Consider the following 19,922-nt stretch of genomic DNA (forward strand, 5'->3'; position numbering starts at 1 on the left):
AACTATATAAATGCAACAAAACCCTAATCTCATATCTAAAGTACAACTAAAAAAAGCCACTTATTCCGATAAAAAAAATGTCTTTGAGTGGCAAACAAGTAGTGGTGTTCGTAAATACTTTAAGCAAACTGCAATTCCAACATGGCAAGAGCATTGCAAATGGTTCGAAGATACACTAAAAAGAGCCGATAGGACCCTATATATAATTAATCATGATGGAAATGATATTGGCACTCTTCGTTTAGATGAAATTGAATTAAATAAATATGAAGTTTCGATTCTGATCTCGCCCCAAGCTCAGGGAAAAGGTATTGGAGTTGCAGCTTTGAATAATATAACCGAACTAAAGAAACATGGAACGATTATTGCTGAGATTAGACCTGATAATTTAGCATCTATCACTGCTTTTACAAAAGCAGGTTTTACAGCTTTAACACCATCTTTATATAGTTTAAGAATAGAGAGCTGAAGAGCTCTCGAATTAAAAATAGCTATAGGCTTTATTATGAGAATTTTAATGAGTGCTGCGGCATCTGCTGCAGCTATATCTATTATTAAGCACTTGCAAACCTTAGGTCACAAAGTGATAGGTATTGACGCAAATGAGAATAGCAAAAGTATTGCAATGCACTTCTGTGATGACTTCTACTTATCGCCTTTATGCAGTAGCTCTGAGTTTATTCCATTTATCAACCAACTTGATGATAAGTTTGACTTATATATTCCATTTATTGATGAAGAACTTATTATTCTTTCTCAAAGTTCAGACTTATCAAAAAGTATCTCAAAGAAGATATTAATTAATAGCAAGTCAACAATAAGCATCTGTACAAGTAAGGTTAATTTTCAACTATTCTGCGAAGAAAATAACTTGCCCGTAGCCCCAACATCAACATCTGCCCCAGCGATATTCAAGCCAGAGTATGGTAGAGGTGGGAAGGGAATTTATATTATTGAAGACGATGAATTGTTTCCTTTTTTAAAAATAAAAAAGGCGTAATACAAACCTTATTAAAGGGCACAGAATATACTGTCGACGTGCTTGTAGATTCCGAGGGTGATTGGGTTTTCGGGTTAGCGAGAAAGCGCCTTGAAGCAGTTGGGGTATCGAGAGTCGGTGAAATAAATCAACACCCTTTAGTGCTTACATTAGCTAAAAAATGTGTTGAAAAGATTCGCTTTAATGGCCCCATAAATATACAAATAATGCTAGATGAAGATAGAGAGAACGCACATATCATTGAAATCAATCCTAGACTTTCAGGTAGTTTAATTTTTTCAATAAACTCAGGGTTCGACATTATCGATTTGAGCATAAAAAGCTGGTTGTCGCTGCCATATCAAATACCACTAGAAGAAAATATTTCTGATAACCGCTTAATAAGATATTGGCAAGAACATATATGCTGATAAAAAAATTGGCGCATCAGTTAAGCAAATATGATGATATTATTTTCGATCTAGACAATACACTATTTGATCAAAGTGATTATGACATTGGAGCGTTTAAAGAGATTGAAAAAATACTTTCCGAAATAACCCAACTTCCCCTCAAAGGCCTAGCTATATTCCTCCATACTCATAAGCTAAAAATGGGAGTACTTTATCCGTACCTATTTAATGATGCGATAGCAGCCTATGAATTACCAAACCATTACCTAAGCATAATGCTAAATACCTACTATAGACATGATGGAAAGTACATAAGCAAAAAAGCAAGCTTAATCCCAACTTTGTTTGAGATACTTGATGAAAAAAGGTTATTTGTCGTTACCAATGGCCAAAAAAATGTTCAGCAAACTAAAATAGATAGGCTGCAGTTAAATAATTATGTTTGCGATATAGTGTTATGCGATCCTAAATCACCTGAGCGTTTAAAACCAAACAGATATGCTTTTGATTTATTAAATAAACGCCATAAACTTAATTCTGTTGTAATGGTTGGAGATACAACAGAAACAGACGGACTTTTCGCAAAAAATGCTAAAATTCCTTTTATTCATTTTAGTTACAAAGATTATCTACATGAAAATACTAAATAAAGAAATTTCAGCAAACAGTAAGCCATTCATTATTGCCGAAATGTCTAACAACCACTTAAGAAATAAAGAGCTTGCTTTAAAAATGATTGAAGTCGCATCTGAGTGCGGCGTTGATGCAATAAAAATACAGACATATACAGCTGACTCTCTAACTATTGACTGCGATAGGGATGACTTCATTATCAAAAGTCCGCCTTGGAAAGGTCAAAGCTATTATAAATTATATGAAGAAATCTCAATGCCTTTAGATTGGACAGAGTCACTTTTTCAAAAAGCAAAAGAGCATAATATTATTTTATTTAGCTCTCCATTTGATGAAGTTTCAGTCTCGATATTAGAAAAATTTGACTGCCCTCTTTACAAAGTTGCCTCCTTTGAGGTGCAAGATTTTAAATTATTAAAAGCGATAGCAAAGACTGGAAAACCTGTAATTTTATCAAGCGGTATATCTAGCCTTGAAGAAATAAAAGAAAGTGTTGAGTATTTGAAAAAATATGGCAGTAGCCAAATAGCCGTTTTGCACTGTACAAGTTCATACCCAGCATCGTTTGAGCAGATGAATTTAAATGCTCTTAACGAATTAAAAAGGCTAAACATAATTACTGGCTTATCTGATCACAGTCTTTCAAATATCCCAGCGATTACATCTATTGCTATGGGTGGAAGGATAATAGAAAAGCATTTTATTCTAGATCGTAAACTAGGCGGACCTGATGCAACATTTTCAATAGAGCCAGATGAATTAAAGTCTTTAGTAATTTCATGCCACAACACATGGAAGGCATTGGGTAGCGCCGAAATACTGGCTAAAGGTTCTAGATTAGGTAAAGAACATGGGCGTTCAATCTACGTTGTAAAGGATGTTAAGGAAGGGGATACTGTAAACTCAGAAAACATTAGAGTAATACGCCCAGGTTTTGGCTTACCCCCTAATAATTATGATTTAGTTATCGGACAAAAATTTACATCTGACATCATCCGAGGAACAGCGCTATCAAATAAACATTTAACAATGGAAACTAATAAGTGAAAAAAAATATTTTTGCTATTGTCGCTCATGCTGATGATGAAGCGATTGGATGTGGTGGTACTTTATTAAAACATCAAAAACAAGGTGATCATATATCCATTGTATATATGACAAATGGCGTTTCAGCACGAAAAAACAGCTCTGATACGGATTATGAACAGCGCCTTAGGATGACAAAAAAAGCGGGAGAGTATTTGTCTGCTAAGCAATACTTTTTTAATTTTCCTGATAATAAAATGGACACAGTTGCGATCCTTGATGTAGTCCAAGCAATAGAGTCTGTCACTAAAAAAGAACTACCAGATATTATTTATACACACCATTATGGCGACTTAAATATAGATCATCGTATTGTACATCAAGCAGTCATGACTGCATTTAGACCTATTCCCTTAGTAAAAACCCCAACAATATATTCATTTGAAGTTAACTCAAGTACAGAGTGGAATACGCCAATCAATGCATTTGCATTTTCACCAACGTTTTTTGTCGATATCTCAGAACATATAGCAGAAAAGAAAAAGCTACTCTTAATATATGAAGATGAAATGCGCAAGCCTCCCCACTCTCGTTCTATTGATGCAATTGAGGCATTGGCAAAAGTAAGAGGTAATACCGTCGGTGTTGATTATGCAGAAGCTTTTATGCTCAAAAGAAAAGTTAGTTAAGAAGGAGTAGCTATGAATTGCCCTGTTTGTAATTATAAAAAAAACACTTTATTACTTAAGTTAAATAACTTTCCAATTTACCAACATCCAATGGATGATACGTCAAATATACCTTTGCCACATGTTATTGATATTGAATACTCAATCTGTAGGCAGTGCGCACATGCTTTTCAATTAAACTACAATAAAGATATTCTAGAAGCTATATATAAGCATCATTACTATACACCGTCACCTGAAAATATAGGTGCCTCATTTAGGTATGATTTCATAAAGTTTATTAGTGAAAACAATATCATTGATAAAAAAACGCTAAATGTTCTAGAAATAGGCTGTTCAAGTGGAGAAGTACTAGCAGAACTAAAGACAATTTATTCTAATGTGGACTACCATGGCATTGAGCCAAATGAAGAAACTGCGATAGCAGCTGAAAAAAAAGAGTTGATAGTAGAAAAGGTTTTTTTCACTGAAAAAATTGCCTCTAGCCTATGTTTTAAATCTGACCTTATTTATTCTCGCCATGTAATTGAACACATTTTTGATTTTAAAGATTTTTTCAAAGCCATATCAAAGGTAAGTCATTCAACTTCTACACTCATTTTAGAAACACCTAGTTTAGACTGGTCTATCACACAGCCTTCAACACAAGCTTTTCATGTTGAACATATACATGTTTTCTCAGAGCGTTCATTAGTAACCCTTGCAAATCAATTTGGTTGGTTTAAAGATAAAAGTATTGTAACTGCATCCGGTAATTTAATTATTTCATTCACAAATAAAGAGAAAAAATCTTTACTGCCTTTAGCACCATCGGATAATGGCAAACTAAAACAAAAGATAGATAAAGATATTCAAGCATTACAAAGCTACTGTAAAGATGAAGAGTTTATCTTCTGGGGTGCAGGTTCTGGAGCTGTAACTTTATTGGCTTTAACAGGGTTAAAGCCTCTGTATATTATCGATGGAAATCCAAATAAAACTGGGAAACGCTTTTGTGGTCTCAATTATACGATTAAGTATTCAATCGATACTATTAATGCTCTCATTAATAAAGATTTAGACAAAAAGCTAACAGTCATTATCTCATCTTCATTTCATGATGAAATAAAGCATGAGCTGACCTCATTAGGTTGGCGAGGAAATATCTACGCTCCTTATGCCTTAAAATAAATGCATTAATTAGGCGATCGATAAATTCACATTTTAGGAAACCCATGAACCAATTAACGATAAAAAGTCACAATATCCAAGGTATCTTTATTAGAAGTATTCAGTTGGAGGACGTTACAACTAAATACGTAAGTTGGTTAAATGACTCAAAAGTGAACCAGTATTTAGAAACACGCTTTCATAAGCAGGATATAGATTCTGTTAAAAATTATATATCCTTACAGCTAAATAACCCTCTCGAGCAACTTTTTACAATAAGAACAAGTGAAAATGAACATATTGGCAATATAAAAATAGGAAGTATCAATACAATTCATAATGTTGCCCAGGTTAGCCTCTTTATAGGGGATAAAAAGTTCTGGGGAAAAGGCTACGCTAGCCAAGCAATAAGACTAGTAAGCCAGTACTCTTTTCAAAAATTGAGATTAAGAAAGCTCACTGCAAGTGCTTATACCTCTAATATTGGTAGTATCAAAGCATTTTTAAAGGCTGGGTATGAAAATGAGTGTATTTTAAAGGAGCATTATATTTTAGATGGTAAGCCATCTGATGTCGTGTTCATGTCTTTATTCAAAAAACCACAAGATGACTTTATTGAGTTAGTCGTTACTAATAAATAACGACTAACTTTGATTAGACTTTGGCCGGTTTATTATAGTTTTCAATAAACTCTAAATAGATACCTTTTACATGTTCATGAAACGCGTCAACACATGCATTTATAAATCCAGTACGCATTTCTAAGTCATTGTAATAATAGCTACTTGTCATAATATAAGCTTGAAAATATCTAAAAGTTCCCTGAATCAGCCAATAAACTACAACATCGTCTGCGGTGCTATTACGTAATGTAAGTAATATTTTATTTTGTAAATTAAACGCATCAGCAAGCTGCTCACGTGTTTCAAAATATTGAGAAGTTATAGACAACAGCTGCTCAAGAACATCTTTTGTTCTCGTTTTGATAGCTTCCATTTTATGATTAACATTACCAGCAGACAATTGCTCTAAAGAAGTAGCTTTGTAAAGTAGCGCTGTGATCTTATCTTCCTTATTAACAATCGGTTTTATATTACCAATATCTTTAATAAGTTTAGGTTCAGTATACCTAATGAAAGCACCATTGGCGGTATTAAATACTTTAACATTTAGGTTTTCTTGAAGTAGTAATTCTAAGTTACCTTTTGATGAGTCAAATATCGGGGTTGTGAATACTTCTTCAGTAAAATTACCTTTAACAACAAATGCACCTTCAATACCTTTTTCAACTACTTTTTTATGCTTAAAGTCATTATCGAAATATATACTATGTTTTGAATGATGGTGCTCTTTAGAGACAAATCCTAAGTCAGTACCAACTAAATATACTTTCTTAAACCCTAATTCAATTGCTGTAGCAAGCGCTGTATTTGATACTGTAGGATTACTGTAATCAGGGTAAGTAAACTGCTTCTTTGTATCCAAAGCACGAATAAGACGACCGCCTGCATCATTTATTTTTGATAACAAATGCGCATTTTTAAAACGCTTTAAAATATTATCGTAAACAGTATTTAACGCAATTATATTTATTTGATTTAACTTTGTATTTAAATCAGATGTGCGATCAATTGACTCAATCCAGTCTAATAGTGCCGCAGTACGTTCCATTTCAATATGGATATCAGGTTTAATATTATTGCTAAGCAAAGCTCTTAATGCAGTACCACAAGAAATTATGATGATGTTATCTTGGTTATTTTTTAAAAACTCAATTGCATCATCAAGAGAAGGACCATTAGCGACTATAAATACGGGGTAATCATTTAATGAATTTTTAACTAGTTCAGGCTTTTTTAACACTGGAAACTTAGCATTTAAATTGGCTAATGTGTGCGACACGCCAATTATTTCATCTTCAAAAAACCCCCAGCCTGCAGCCCAACGATGGCCAATACCTTTTATACGATCAATTGTTTTTTCAATCAATGAGCTATCATAATGCTTAAAAAATAGTATTTGACTGATATTAAAGTGACCTTGATTAAACAAAAATTTGGAAATTTCGTTAATCACGCCATCTTCATTGCCGCCTACACGTATTGAAAACTGTCCGCCATTAGCTGTGCATTTATCAAAAAGTGGTTTTAATTCTATACAATGTAGTAACGCATAAAAAGCGTCTTTACTTGGCTCAAATAAAAACACATTTAGTACATCTTTTTTACTGAGTAGCTCTTCTATCTGATACCCTAAGCCACCGCCTAAAAAGCAGATAAAGTCGAGACGATTCTCTGCAGCAGGGTTGTGAATTTTATTATCTGTCTCTGACGAACGAACGTTATAAATTGATTTCAAAAGCGCGGCATGTTCAAAAACAATATTTTCGTCATCTTGATGACCTAGTTGATATTTGAAGTAAAGCGGATTTTCTAAAAACTGAACAACTTGTTGTTTTGCAAACTCCCTAGGATTAACTTGATAGACAAACTCATTATTATTAAATAAGTTTGCATTATTTGCTTCATCTATAGCTACGCCCGTATCACTTGGTGTGTAGTCTTTAAATGACTCATATATAACTGGCATTTGCTCTTGCAATAGAGCTAGGTTTGCAAGCAAGGTTGCTTGCAACATCATTTTTGTTAATTCTTGTTGATTAGCGTCCAAATTTCACTCCGCTTAACTTGATTTTTTAACCACCCCAGGTAGGTTAGCTAATTGTTGTTGTAAATAGCTGCCTGTTGAATTTAAATTGGCGACTAATAAATCCATTGCATTATATTGACTGTATAACCGTTCTTCGTATTTCGCCATACGAATATTAAATTTCTCTACATCAGTTTCTAGTTTAGAAAGCTGTGATTCACGACCTTCTATACGTGAACTAATAATACCATCAGAAGCCGTATAACCTTTAATGACTGTGTCTAACTGGCCAACAAAACCATCACCGTCATTTTCTCCGATAAAAAAGGTTTGTAAGGCTTGAGGATCCTTTTCTATCGCAGCTTTTAATGCATCGGAATCAATACTTAATTTACCTGAACGCTCCGTTCTAATACCAAAATTAGCTAAAAAATCGGTATTACCATTTCCCGTGCTAAATTCTGAGGTTAACAATGAGCGCACCTGGTTTACAGACCCTCTTAATAATGAGTCACCAGCAAGCGCCCCTACGCCCTCTTCAGCACTTGAGCGTCCTAATTGCTTAGATAAATCAATAAAAGCATTAAATTTGTCTACAAATGAGTTCAAACCAGCTGTAATATTTTTATTATTTTCTGTTATTACGGCTTTACTTAAATCATCGTCAGTTCCATGCATTTTTTTGGCATTAATGGTGACGCCCTCAATGACATCTTTAAATTCATTTGTACTGCTCGTCGCAACAAGCGTACCATCTATCGTAATTGAGGCATCCGTCGCTGCAGTTACTTCGTTTAGGTTTTCAGCGTAAGTTGCTGATGCTGTATCACTGTCATACGCAAGACGAGATAAACCCAAGGCGTCTGTATTGTTGCCATCAGAGACATCATCAACTACAATTTTTATTGCGTTTTCGGCGCCGGTTTCTTTACTTGATAATACTAACCGCTGCCCCGTGTCATCGGTAATAATAGTGGCATTCACGGAGTCATTGTCAGTTGAGTCATTAATCGCGTCACGTATATCAGCAAGTGTTGCGGTGTCTGACACATTAATACCAAAACTGTTAGCGCCAGAACTTATAGATAGCTTACCTTCACCCACCGCTTCATCGCCAGCTATAGCATTTGATGTTAGCTTATGGTTTTCGGCCAAACTATTAACTTTAATTGAGTAATTATTGGTTTGTGCATCTTTTTCAGAGCTAAAAGAAACAAATTCATCACTACCACTTATTGTTCTTTTTTGATATTCATCAACTGATGATAGTGACTCCAAAGAACCATTCAGCTCTTCTAAAGACGCTTTTAGTGTGCCTACAGCAGATATATCAGTCGTGAAATTAGCTTGCTGTTTTGTTACTCGCGCTTGATAAGGGGATTTTTCAGCATTGACTAAAGCACTTACAATTTCGTTTACTTGAAGTCCGGAGCCTATGCCCGTAAATGAAATAGCCATAATAATTACCCTCTTAAATTACTGAAAAATTAAACTTTAAAATCAACCAATACACCGGTGGCTTCAGCCAATTTAGCAACTATACCTAATACTTCCTCTGACGGATATTGCTTTACCAAATCACCACTTTCTTTGTCGATAACCTTGATTACATTGCGGCCAGAATCTTCATCTACTTTAAACTGAAGACTGCGGTTCATTTCACCCATAAAGTCCTGCAATTGCTGTACCACCTTCTCTAGCTTTTCAGGTGATAACTCAGTTTCAAAGACTTCGTTTCTACTTGCAGCAGTAGGGGTGGTTGTATTCTTCTGTTCATCAACATTTTGCTTAACTTGAGATGGGGCTTGATAACTTGAGGTAACCTCACCTTTTTGAGCTGAGTTGATGTTTAGATTTAAACTTTGCGTTTCCATAATTCGCTCCTACTATAAAGCGATATAAAGCTTTATACCTATACAAGAAAGGAAGGGTTGCCCCTTCCTTAGTAGTTAAAGTATAGAGCTTATTGTTAAATTAACCTAATAAGCTAAGTGCTGCCTGTGGTAACTGGTTAGACTGAGCTAAGATTGTTGTACCAGCCTGTTGCATGATCTGGTTTTTCGTTAGCTTAGCCGTTTCTGCAGCGTAATCGGTATCTTCGATACGGCTTTTAGAAGCCGATACGTTTTCTGATACGTTTGCAAGGTTTGCTATGGTAAAGCCAAAACGGTTTTGTACCGCACCTAAGTCTGCACGTTGTGCATCAATTTGCGCAAGCGCCGCATCAATTGTATTAATTGCATTTTGTGCACCTGCAGAAGTAGCACCTGAGATGTCAATAGTCTCAACTGAAGTTAACGCACTTGAGCCACCTGTTGAATCTATTGTAGATGCATCTGAACCAAATATCTCATCTACTTTTGTTCCTGATATACCTATTTTATCAGCTGAACTTAAGTTAAGTTCTGCTGAAAGACTTAATGAACCTGCAGTACTAGCCACCGCTTTATTTTCGATGGTAAAACCACTTGTATCGCCGGCGCCAGTTACATCAATGCCATCTATATCTGTAGCTGTGAATGATATAGAGCCGGCTGCCTCATCATAAACAGCATCATAACCATCTTCTTGCATATCTTTAGCTAGGCGAGCCATGTCTCCGCCAAATGTACCCAAGTCATATTTATCAATTGCAGTACCACCTTTTTTAATCTCAATTGTAGACGAGCTACTTGCATCAATACCAGCGATTGTAGTTGTTAATTTAGCTTGAGCATTTACACCCGCCCCTGAAGAATTAATCTTATCAGCAATTGCTGCAGCACCAGAGCTTGCTGCAACTTCAATATCAACACCGTTGATATTAACTGTTTGTGCTGAAGTAGCTACATTGGCACTTAAAGCAACCGTTTGAACATCGCCAAGCGCAGAAACAGTCGATGTTGCACCACCTTTAATTTCATTTGCACCGATAGCATCAGCTGATACGTCACGAAGGCTTACGTTAATTGTTTCATTTGCATTAGAACCTACTTGGAATTGCTTAGTACCAAATGAGCCATCTAGTAAGCTAGTACCACCAAATTTAGTAGTTTCTGCGATACGCGTTAATTCTTGTTGTAATGCGCCTACTTCTTTTTGAAGGGCCGCACGTGCATCAGCATCGTTTGAACCATTCGCTGATTGCAGCGCTAGGTCACGCATACGTTGTAGAATGTTTGATGACTATGTCATCGCACCCTCAGCGGTTTGCGACATTGAGATACCGTCATTAGCGTTTCGCTGAGCAACACCTAAACCATTAATTTGTGAAGATAGACGGTTAGCAATTTGTAGACCTGCAGCATCATCTTTCGCGCTGTTAATTTTCATACCAGATGAAAGACGTTGCATTGATGTGCCTAACGCATCGCTAGATTTTGATAAGTTTCTTTGTGCATTTATTGATGCAACGTTAGTATTTACTGATAAAGCCATGTTATAACTCCTGATTACTTTCGTAATGTAACTAATTGATTTTAACCAAGAGCCATCACAATAAAAATCTGTTCAAGCTCCGTTCTAATTAAGTTAACGGCTGTTATAAAATTACCTTTAGCTTTTTTTCAAAAAAAACAGTAAAAACTTTTAGTTGATTGAAATACAAACAAAAAAGCCAAGTATAAATACTTGGCTTTTTTAATTTTAATTATTATTAACCACCTAACAAGCTTAATGCAGCCTGTGGCAGCTGATTTGCTTGTGACAAAATAGTAGTACCTGCTTGTTGCATTATTTGGTTTTTAGTCAATGTCGCTGTTTCAAGCGCATAATCGGTATCTTGAATACGACTACGCGAAGCAGACACGTTTTCAGATACGTTAGCAAGGTTAGCAATAGTAAAGCCAAAACGGTTTTGTACCGCACCTAAGTCAGCTCGCTGTGCATCAATTTGCGCCAGTGCAGCGTCAATCGCTTTAATAGCATTTTGAGCACCTTCCGAAGTCGAACCAGAAATATCCACACTCTCAATACTTGTTAGCGAACTAGCACCACCTGTTGACTGTATTGCTGCCGTACCTGTACCAAATAACTGATTTGCAGTTGTACCTGAAATACCAATTTTATTTGCTGATGATAAGTTTAACTCTGCAGAAACACTAAAAGAGTTAGCTACTGTTGTTACTGCAGTACCACCTATTGTAAAGCCACTTACATCAGTTCCAGTGATATCGATACCATCAACATCGGTTGCTTTGAATGCAATTTCTTTTGTTGCAGGGTCGTAAATAGCATCATAACCAGCTTGCTGCATATCGCTAGTTAAACGCTCCATATCACCACCGTAGGTACCTAAATCAAATGACTTTTCTACAGCGCCATTCTTTTTAATTTCAATAACACCCGTACTTGATGAGGTAATACCTGCAAAACTCGTATCAATTTTGGCCTCTGCAACCACGCCTGCACCCGACTTATTAATTGTATCTGCAATTACAGCCGCACCAGAACCACCAGCAATAACAATATCTGTACCATTAATGTTAACTGTATCAGCACTGGTGCCATGGTTGGTTGCTAAGTTAACCGTTTGTACATCGCCAAGCCTAGTATTTGCATCTACGGCGTTGCCTGGCCCTTTAATTTCATGCGCACCAATTGAATCTGCTGCTACATTACGTAAGCTTACATTAATGGTTTCATTCGCGTTTGCGCCCACTTGGAATTGTTTTGTACCAAAGGTACCATCAAGTAAGCTGGTGCCACCAAATTTGGTGGTGTCTGCAATTCGAGTGAGTTCTTGTTGCAGTGCACTGACTTCTTTTTGCAGGGATGCACGGTCAACCGCACTGTTTGAACCATTCGCTGATTGCAGTGATAAGTCACGCATACGTTGTAAGATGTTTGCAGACTCTTGCATCGCACCCTCAGCGGTTTGCGCCATAGAAATACCATCATTGGCATTACGCTGAGCAACTGTTAGGCCATTAACCTGAGAAGTTAGTCGGTTGGCAATTTGTAAACCTGCAGCATCGTCTTTTGCGCTATTAATACGCAAACCAGATGATAGTCTCTGCATTGAGGTTTCAAGTGCCATGCTAGATTTAGATAGATTGCGTTGCCCATTAAGTGATGCAACATTTGTATTTACGCTTAAAGCCATTTTACCATCTCCTAGTTTCAATCAGAATGTGGTTCAAAATATTTAAGCAAAAACCACACTTTCTATAACTAGCTAAATGCATTAGTTGTGCCAACTAGAAAAAAAAGATTAACCTTATGTTTTAAAACAACTAAATAACACTTATTGCTGCTTTAAATTAGAAGTTAGCGATTTTTTGACAGAAGATAAAAAGGGGGTGACAGTTTTTTGCCGCTTCGTTAAGGCAAGTTATTACCTACTTTTCTCGTAAAGTAATAACCTGCCTTGGATGGTATTTATAAATAATCGAATAATGAAAGTTTAGCCAAGCGACCAAAAGTCGCTTGTGAAGCCTGTAAACCAGACTCATGTTTAGTAAGATCGCTGATGGCTTCAGCGGCATCAATCTCAATCAGGCTGGATCTATTTTCTTGATTATTAATATCCAGTGCACTGTTTGAATCGGTCACACGCTCAACCACATTCATCCGTCCACCTAAACCAGCTTGTGTAAATACAATCTGTTCACTAGCATTTTTAAGCTGAATTAAACCATCCGATAATGCTTGGTTAATTTGCGCTTCATCAAGTTGTTCGTCATTTAGGCTAATGATCAAATCTTCTAGTGTATTCAATACATTTTCTTTGCTTGGTTTCTCAAGGGTAAAATCAAGCTGCCCCGGTGCTACACCTTCAAGTTGAATTTCCATACCGGCAAATTCAATCGGCTCATCAGTTACTTCACCAGTCACAGGTGGTACAAGAGGATTACCATCACGTAATATCTCATACTGATCAGGCGATGAAGGGGTCGCACCAGGGATCACATTAACGTTGTAGGTATTGATCGTTGGAGAAATAAGCGGATCTGGGTCTGAGTTATAATTATCTTTGTGAAAACGATCAAACTCACCTTGATTTTGAACATAAACAGTTCCAGCGGTAATACCGCCTGATGGCGCTCCACCATTCGATACCACATCAAGACGTGCATCAACTCGTTCAAATACATTAAAGCCATTATCGCTTGATTTGATCTCAACGCCTTTTGCAATAGTTACTTCGTGCTGGCCTTGATCGCCTTGGTATTCGTATTTGCCATTAGTGCTATTAAATGTATAAGTTTGAATATCGTCTTGATAGCCAGAGAAAAGGTATTTCCCCCCTTCAGATTGACTATTCATTAAGTTAAGCAGCGATTTTTGCAATTCTTTTAGTTCACTGGCAACCGAAGCCAAATCACCTTTATCTAACGAACCATTGCCCGCTCGTATAGTTAACATTTGCGCTTCTAAAATAGTGTCGTTCATACCTTGTAATAAACTTTCTTCGGTTTCTAAACGCCCTTTTAGCTGGTTAATATTCTTCGTCAGCTGCTCATTAGTTTCTATTTTATTGGTGTACAACATACCCTGCGAAATAGCAGCAGGGTTTTCTGAGGTACTCAAATATTTTTGACCTGTCGTAACGCGCTCCTGCGCACCAGCTACATTTTGTTGATTCTCAAGTATTTTATTAATGTTATTTTGATACATTAAATTATTTGATAAACGCATAATTACCTCGCCGCACTCAGTAAAGTGTCAAAAATAGAACGTGCTGCAGACAGTACTTGAGCCGATGCAGCATAAGATTGCTGAAAACGCAGCAAATTAGCTGCCTCTTCATCTAAATTTACGCCGGATAACGATTCATACCAGGCTTCTGATTGCTGTGCTAAAGCATCAAATGCCGCCCCGTTGGTTTTTGCTTGACTGGTTACTACACCAACATCGGTTACTAATCCAGCATAGGCCTGGTTCAAGGTTTTATGATTATCGGCTGAGGCACTTGCTACCACATTTTGACGTACTAAATCGCTATTTTGTAAGTCAGCGAGTTTTTGACCATTACGGTTATCATCAAAACCGCCTTCATTAAATTCTAAATTAAAGGTATCACCTGTAGCCGGTACCCCTTCAATATTAAAGTCAAAACCATAGCCATCATAAGGAGGCCCCGCTTGCGCCAAAATATTGTTAGCAGGCGGTATAACCGTAAACGTGGTTGTACCATTACCATCAGTAAGTTGATATTCGTTAGCATTAGCAGTTTTAACAATGTTAATAGGACCATTTGCTAAGCCTAAAGGGTTTGTAAAACTGCCGGTAGTTACATCGCTCACATCACCCGGTGAAATAGTCCCAGTGCCTGTATTATCAAGCCCGTCTGCTGTTCTAATTGGAGAGGCCAATGCAATGTCTTCTCCTCGACCTGTTGTCAGCGATATATTGCCAGCCGCGCCACTATTAAGTTTTATCTGAAATTGATCACCGGCATTACCAGCTCCGGTTACGTTTAGCTCTAAACCAAACGACTCCCCGCTGGTGATTGCCGCAGAGTCAATAATGCCACTCGGTGGAATAACAGCTAACGATGCACTGCCTAAAGGCTCGCCTTTATTATCTATTGGCTGAATACTTACTTCGTTAGGGTTCCCCGTATAGGTGATCACAAAATCACTCGCTGGTAGTTCACTGCCTTTACCAGCTTCAACGGTTGCTGACATATTAGCTGTTCCGGTATTTGCTTGATAAACAAAAGCACTGACCGTTGGGATATCAAAAATATCGCCTCCAAGCTCACCGTTTGCATCCATTCCTAAACGGTTTTGCTGATTAAACGAATCAGCAAGCGCAATGCCCATCTGACCTATTTGATTTTGTGCAGGCACCAAAATATCGTCTCTAAATGCCAATAAGCCACCAATTTTACCTTTGAGTTTAGTGGGATCTATTTCTAGTGGAACGGCTTGGCCACCATTTACATCTAAGCGTAACTCTTTAAAATTGGCATCGGGATCGCCACTAATCGAAAACAAGTTAAATGAACCATTTTGCATAACAACCGCTTCACCTGTGCCCATAAATACTTGTTTTTCACCATTAGGGCCATCGAGTGTTTCTATATCAATTAGTTTTGATAAATCACGTATTGCTTTATCACGCTCGTTGTAAGCTGAGCTAGCATCTGCTTCGTTTTTAGTGCCATGAACACCCGCAATTTCTTGATTTAACGAACTAATACTTTCGATTAACGTATTCGCCTCTTCAGAAAATATTTCTAATTGCTCATTAACCACTGCTTTTTGCTCTGAAACAATACCTGCAAGCCGGTCCATTTGATCAATCAGATTTTGCGCATCACTCATCACCAATGAACGAGCAACCGTAGATGAAGGTTGGTTAAGTGCTTCTTGCACGTTGTTAAACATCGAGTTGATACTAGTTGATAAGCTGTTTGATTTTTCTGAAAAAATTTGATCAACCCGACTCGCCTCGCTAACAAATTGATCAAAAAAGCTTTTATTTGAGGTATCTCGGTTTAATTGCTTTTGTGCAAACTCATTTAATAACCGGTACGTTTGACCGCGGCCCACCTGATTATCAATCATGGTAGTAAATTCAGTGCGCTCTCGTACATACCCTTCAGTATTAACGTTTGCGATGTTTTTACTTGTCGTTTGCAATAACTCAGAGTTTGCTCTTATTCCTGAATTAGCAATATTTAATAAATTAAACGACATGTTACTCTACTCCTTGGCGGATAACGCTTGTGGCGATATTCTTTAACTCGTTACTGTTAAGCACTCTTTTTATTTTGTCTGCATAGTTAGGGTCGGTTGCATAACCGGCTTGCTGTAAAGAGTCTAAAAATTTGTGCGGCTTTGCTGTATTGTTTAATGCATCTTGATAGCGAGGGTTCTGTGTTAAAAAATCCACAAAATCATTCACGCTATCTTTTATTGAGTCATACGCTCTAAAGCTTGCTTGCTTTTTAACTGCAGCGCCTTGCTCAAACTCTAAAGTGACCTTACTGGCTTTTTCGCCCTGCCAACTTTTATCTGACTTTATATTGAATAAATTATTTGAGCTATTGCCATCACCTTTACTGATAATATGTTTACCCCAACCAGTCTCTAATGCTGCTTGCGCAACCATAACCGCCGGATTTAAACCAATTTTCTTAGCCGCTGTTTTTGCGTGTTCCCATACGGTGCTTACAAATTCCTCAGCATTTTCAAATGTGCCAGACGCTATGTTTTGTTCGCTTTTTTCAGTTGAATCAACGAGCGGCACTTTTTCAGTGACCTTTTGGTTTTCTTGATGAGGTAAGGTGCTACCCGCACGTTGGTCACTAAAGAAATCTGACGTTGTACGAAGAACAGAGCCTGGCATAAAGTTTTTTCCATCTGGCGATAGTTGCTGCACAATTAAATCTGCAAGACCTAAAGAGCCATTTGATGAAAGCTCTGTAGCCATCTGTTGGTCGTGCATTTCTTCAAAAAACTTCACGCCACTTGCATTAAATGGGCTTTCTTTGTCTTCAAAAGCCTCATTGGCTTTACGCATACTTTTCAGTAGCATTTGGGTGAAGATAGCTTCAAATTGTGCCGCCGCTTTTTTTAACGCCGCTTTAGATGCATCGGTTGATGCATCACCGCTGTTTAAAGCATCTCGACGCAAAGAGTCTAAGTTGCCTAAATCAAAAAAGTTTTGCTTATCTAGATGATTTGTTTCCATCAGCTTTTTGACACAATAATTAATAATACCTAGTTAAATGCAATAATTGAGCCAAAAGAAGAGTAGCGATGAAAGGTTAAGGATGAAAGGTTAAGGATGAAAGGTTAAGGGTTAAAGACCCTAGGGCTTAGGGTCTAGAATCTTATAAAACTAAATTACAACAAGCTGACCGTTAATTGCACCGGCTTCTTTAAGTGCTTCAAGAATCGCCATTAAATCGCCAGGGGCAGCGCCAACTTCATTAATAGCACGAACTAAATCATCAAGGCTTACACCTGGGTCAAATACAAAAGCACGTGAATCATCTTGATTAACGTCAATAATACTTTGTTGGGTAACCACTGTTTCCCCCTCTGCTAGAGGATTTGGCTGCGCCACATTTTGTTGCTCAGCAATGGTCACAGTAAGACCACCATGTGTAATTGCTGCAGGTTGTAATTTTACATTTTTGCCAATAACTATAGTGCCGGTACGTGAGTTAACAATTATTTTTGCCGAAGTATCCGCAGGCTTAAACTCTAAGTTTTCAAGAGTTGATAAATACGATACGCGCTGTGAAGCATCTCGTGGCGCAACAACCCGAATAGAGGCGGCATCGAGTGCTTGTGCGCTATTTGGGCCAATTAAATCATTTATGGTTTTTTCTAAACGTTTTGCGGTTGTAAAGTCCGGACGGTTTAAATTAAAGGTAATATAATCGTTTTGCATAAATGGGCTTTTAACGGCACGTTCAACCGTGGCACCGTTTGGCACACGCCCTACGGTTGGCGTATTAATAACGACTCGGCTGCCATCTAGGCCTTCAGCACCTAAGCCACCAACAATTAAGCTCCCTTGTGCAATAGCGTATACATTTCCATCAACCCCTTTTAAAAATGTTTGTAATAATGTGCCACCGCGCAGGCTGCCTGCACTGCCAATTGATGACACGGTTATATCTATGGTTTGCCCTGGCTTTCTAAATGGAGGGAGTTCAGCATGAACAGCAACCGCTGCAACATTTTTAATTTTTGGCTTTAAACTAGAAGGTAACGTAATACCAAAACTATTGAGCATGCCTTTGAAGCTTTGTTCGGTAAAACGGCTTTGCTCACCGGTACCTGGTAAACCAACAACTAAGCCATAGCCCACTAATTGGTTTGAGCGCACCCCTTCAACCATAGATACATCTTTAATTCGCTCAGCACTGGCAGTAAATTGCCAGCCTAGTAGCACCATAAAACAAAAACTTTAAAACCATTCATGTCGAATGTCCTCTAAAAAGGAAACAATGAGCTACTAAAGAAACGCGTTAACCAACCCGGGCTTTGTGCCTCTTGAGTTTGACCCTTACCTGAATACTGAATACGCGCATTCGCAATACGATTAGACTCAACAGTATTATCAGCATTAACATCTTGTGGACGCACTAACCCCTCTAAGCGAATAAATTCTTCACCGGTATTTAGCGTTAGCCATTTTTCACCGCGAATCACTAAATTACCATTTGGTAATACTCGCATCACGTTAACCGAAATATCGCCAACTAGGCTGTTTGATTGATTTGATTTTGAGTCACCTTTAAACGACGCATCACTACCAACCCCAAATTGAATACTATCGCCACCAATATTAACCGGTAAACCACCTAAACCAATAACAGGATCGAGGCTAGCATCTGTTTGTTTATCTGTTTCTGTTTTAGCCGCTTTTGTGGCTTGGGTTGACTCTTGCAATTTAACAGTAATGATATCGCCTGTTCTAAGTGCTTTCTTATCGGCATATAAGTCATTCGATAACTGAGTACTGAATAAAGAGCCAGTTGCTACCACTGGCTCCATATTAGGCTCAGGATACATAGGTGCATAGTAGGGATCGTCCTGCACTACTTCATTATTTTGTGTAGATACACAACCGCTTAACAGTAAAGTCCCTACTGCAAATAACATGATATTACGCATACAATCCCCCAAGACTATAATTGTTGATTGATGTAGCTCATCATTTCATCAACCGCTGAAATTACCTTTGAGTTCATTTCGTAAACTCGCTGAGTTTCAATCAAATTAACCAACTCTTCGGTCACATTTACATTTGATGTTTCAAGTGAACCTTGAATAATTGTACCTAAGCCCTCAACCCCCGGGTTACCTTGAACAGGTGCACCACTTACTGCAGTTTCGGTATAAAGGTTTTGCCCTATAGGCTCAAGGCCCGACGGATTGATAAAATCACTAATAGTAATTTGACCAATAACCACGTTTTCGGCTTGACCTTTAATGCGAACTGACACTTCACCATCTTGAGATACGGTGATTGACTGTGCATCATCAGGCACATTCATTTCAGGCTGAACAACGTAACCGGCACCCGAAGTTACAACTCGCCCCTCACCGTCGGTGGTAAACTGACCGTTACGCGAATAGGCAATATTGCCATCAGGCTGTAAAACCTCAAAAAATCCAGGACCAGAAATCATCCAATCTAATGAATTTTCAGTGGTGAGCATGTTACCTTGGGAAAAGTTTTTCTGATTAGCGACCACTTTCGTACCCGCGCCCAACATTAAGCCTGACGGCATTTCGGTGTCTTGCGATGAGCGACCGCCTGGTTGATTAATATTTTGGTAGAGTAAGTCTTCAAAAATAGCGCGGCTTTTTTTGTAACCCACTGTACTGGCATTCGCTAAGTTATTTGATATAACCGATATATCTGTTTGTTGAGCGTCAAGCCCTGTTTTACTTATCCATAATGCTGGATTCATAATAATATCCTCACGTT

General features: G+C 37.8%; 18 protein-coding genes and 2 pseudogenes. 8 read left to right on the top strand and 12 right to left on the bottom strand.

The genetic code is table 11. The annotated features are described in order from the left end of the window. Positions 1–10: 10 nt before the first annotated feature. The 8 genes from PSM_RS11095 to PSM_RS11130 are packed head-to-tail and all read left to right on the top strand — an operon-like array spanning position 11 to position 5,530. The gene (locus tag PSM_RS11095; RefSeq protein ID WP_013465572.1) at positions 11–469 is read left to right on the top strand and encodes a GNAT family N-acetyltransferase; all 459 of its coding nucleotides are present in this window, start codon (positions 11–13) and stop codon (positions 467–469) included. 36 nt (positions 470–505) lie between these two features. Further along, a complete protein-coding gene (locus PSM_RS11100) occupies positions 506–1,000 on the top strand; it encodes a hypothetical protein (protein ID WP_013465573.1) in 495 nt (164 codons plus the stop codon). Between the two features lie 38 nt (positions 1,001–1,038). After that, positions 1,039–1,410, top strand: coding sequence for an ATP-grasp domain-containing protein (locus tag PSM_RS11105; RefSeq protein WP_013465574.1), 372 nt, complete (start codon positions 1,039–1,041; stop codon positions 1,408–1,410). Beyond that, entirely contained in the window at positions 1,404–2,042 is a 639-nt protein-coding gene (locus PSM_RS11110; protein WP_013465575.1) for an HAD family hydrolase, read from the top strand. The genes PSM_RS11105 and PSM_RS11110 overlap by 7 nt, the downstream gene beginning before the upstream one ends. After that, positions 2,026–3,072, top strand: coding sequence for a pseudaminic acid synthase (gene pseI / locus PSM_RS11115; protein WP_013465576.1), 1,047 nt, complete (start codon positions 2,026–2,028; stop codon positions 3,070–3,072). The genes PSM_RS11110 and pseI overlap by 17 nt, the downstream gene beginning before the upstream one ends. After that, positions 3,069–3,740 carry a PIG-L deacetylase family protein gene (locus PSM_RS11120; RefSeq protein WP_013465577.1) on the top strand — a complete coding sequence of 224 codons (672 nt, stop codon included), beginning with the start codon at positions 3,069–3,071 and terminating at the stop codon, positions 3,738–3,740. The genes pseI and PSM_RS11120 overlap by 4 nt, the downstream gene beginning before the upstream one ends. A gap of 12 nt (positions 3,741–3,752) precedes the next feature. Beyond that, positions 3,753–4,910 (top strand): class I SAM-dependent methyltransferase, encoded by a 1,158-nt coding sequence (locus PSM_RS11125; RefSeq protein WP_013465578.1) that lies wholly within the window; start codon positions 3,753–3,755, stop codon positions 4,908–4,910. Between the two features lie 44 nt (positions 4,911–4,954). Next, positions 4,955–5,530 (top strand): GNAT family N-acetyltransferase, encoded by a 576-nt coding sequence (locus PSM_RS11130; protein WP_013465579.1) that lies wholly within the window; start codon positions 4,955–4,957, stop codon positions 5,528–5,530. 13 nt (positions 5,531–5,543) lie between these two features. Here the strand turns inward: PSM_RS11130 and PSM_RS11135 are convergent, their stop codons facing one another. The 12 genes and pseudogenes from PSM_RS11135 to flgG all read right to left on the bottom strand — a co-directional run bounded on the left by PSM_RS11135 (position 5,544) and on the right by flgG (position 19,905). Next, positions 5,544–7,529 carry a motility associated factor glycosyltransferase family protein gene (locus PSM_RS11135; protein ID WP_269077457.1) on the bottom strand — a complete coding sequence of 662 codons (1,986 nt, stop codon included), beginning with the start codon at positions 7,527–7,529 and terminating at the stop codon, positions 5,544–5,546. 42 nt (positions 7,530–7,571) lie between these two features. Continuing rightward, the gene (gene fliD / locus PSM_RS11140) at positions 7,572–8,996 is read right to left on the bottom strand and encodes a flagellar filament capping protein FliD (protein WP_013465581.1); all 1,425 of its coding nucleotides are present in this window, start codon (positions 8,994–8,996) and stop codon (positions 7,572–7,574) included. Positions 8,997–9,025: 29 nt separating this feature from the next. Continuing rightward, positions 9,026–9,412, bottom strand: a complete 387-nt coding sequence (locus tag PSM_RS11145) for a flagellar protein FlaG (protein WP_013465582.1) — start codon at positions 9,410–9,412, stop codon at positions 9,026–9,028. Between the two features lie 100 nt (positions 9,413–9,512). Then, a pseudogene (locus tag PSM_RS11150) lies at positions 9,513–10,955 on the bottom strand (flagellin). Positions 10,956–11,172: 217 nt separating this feature from the next. Beyond that, a complete protein-coding gene (locus tag PSM_RS18865) occupies positions 11,173–11,793 on the bottom strand; it encodes a flagellin (RefSeq protein WP_442852288.1) in 621 nt (206 codons plus the stop codon). A 417-nt stretch (positions 11,794–12,210) separates the two neighbouring features. Beyond that, positions 12,211–12,621, bottom strand: a pseudogene (locus PSM_RS18870) (flagellin N-terminal helical domain-containing protein); the annotation flags it as partial. A gap of 275 nt (positions 12,622–12,896) precedes the next feature. Continuing rightward, positions 12,897–14,156, bottom strand: coding sequence for a flagellar hook-associated protein FlgL (flgL, locus tag PSM_RS11160; RefSeq protein WP_013465585.1), 1,260 nt, complete (start codon positions 14,154–14,156; stop codon positions 12,897–12,899). A 2-nt stretch (positions 14,157–14,158) separates the two neighbouring features. Then, complete coding sequence (gene flgK, locus PSM_RS11165; protein ID WP_013465586.1) at positions 14,159–16,165, bottom strand: flagellar hook-associated protein FlgK; 2,007 nt, start codon at positions 16,163–16,165, stop codon at positions 14,159–14,161. A 1-nt stretch (position 16,166) separates the two neighbouring features. Beyond that, positions 16,167–17,162: a flagellar assembly peptidoglycan hydrolase FlgJ gene (gene flgJ / locus PSM_RS11170; RefSeq protein WP_008113076.1), complete on the bottom strand. Its 996-nt coding sequence runs from the start codon at positions 17,160–17,162 to the stop codon at positions 16,167–16,169. 150 nt (positions 17,163–17,312) lie between these two features. Further along, a complete protein-coding gene (locus PSM_RS11175; RefSeq protein WP_013465587.1) occupies positions 17,313–18,380 on the bottom strand; it encodes a flagellar basal body P-ring protein FlgI in 1,068 nt (355 codons plus the stop codon). Between the two features lie 38 nt (positions 18,381–18,418). Further along, complete coding sequence (gene flgH, locus PSM_RS11180) at positions 18,419–19,102, bottom strand: flagellar basal body L-ring protein FlgH (RefSeq protein WP_013465588.1); 684 nt, start codon at positions 19,100–19,102, stop codon at positions 18,419–18,421. A 14-nt stretch (positions 19,103–19,116) separates the two neighbouring features. Next, positions 19,117–19,905: a flagellar basal-body rod protein FlgG gene (flgG, locus tag PSM_RS11185; RefSeq protein WP_013465589.1), complete on the bottom strand. Its 789-nt coding sequence runs from the start codon at positions 19,903–19,905 to the stop codon at positions 19,117–19,119. Between the last annotated feature and the right edge of the window lie 17 nt (positions 19,906–19,922).

Origin of the sequence: Pseudoalteromonas sp. SM9913 (assembly GCF_000184065.1) — a bacterium.
GTDB classification, from domain to species: Bacteria; Pseudomonadota; Gammaproteobacteria; order Enterobacterales; family Alteromonadaceae; genus Pseudoalteromonas; species Pseudoalteromonas tetraodonis.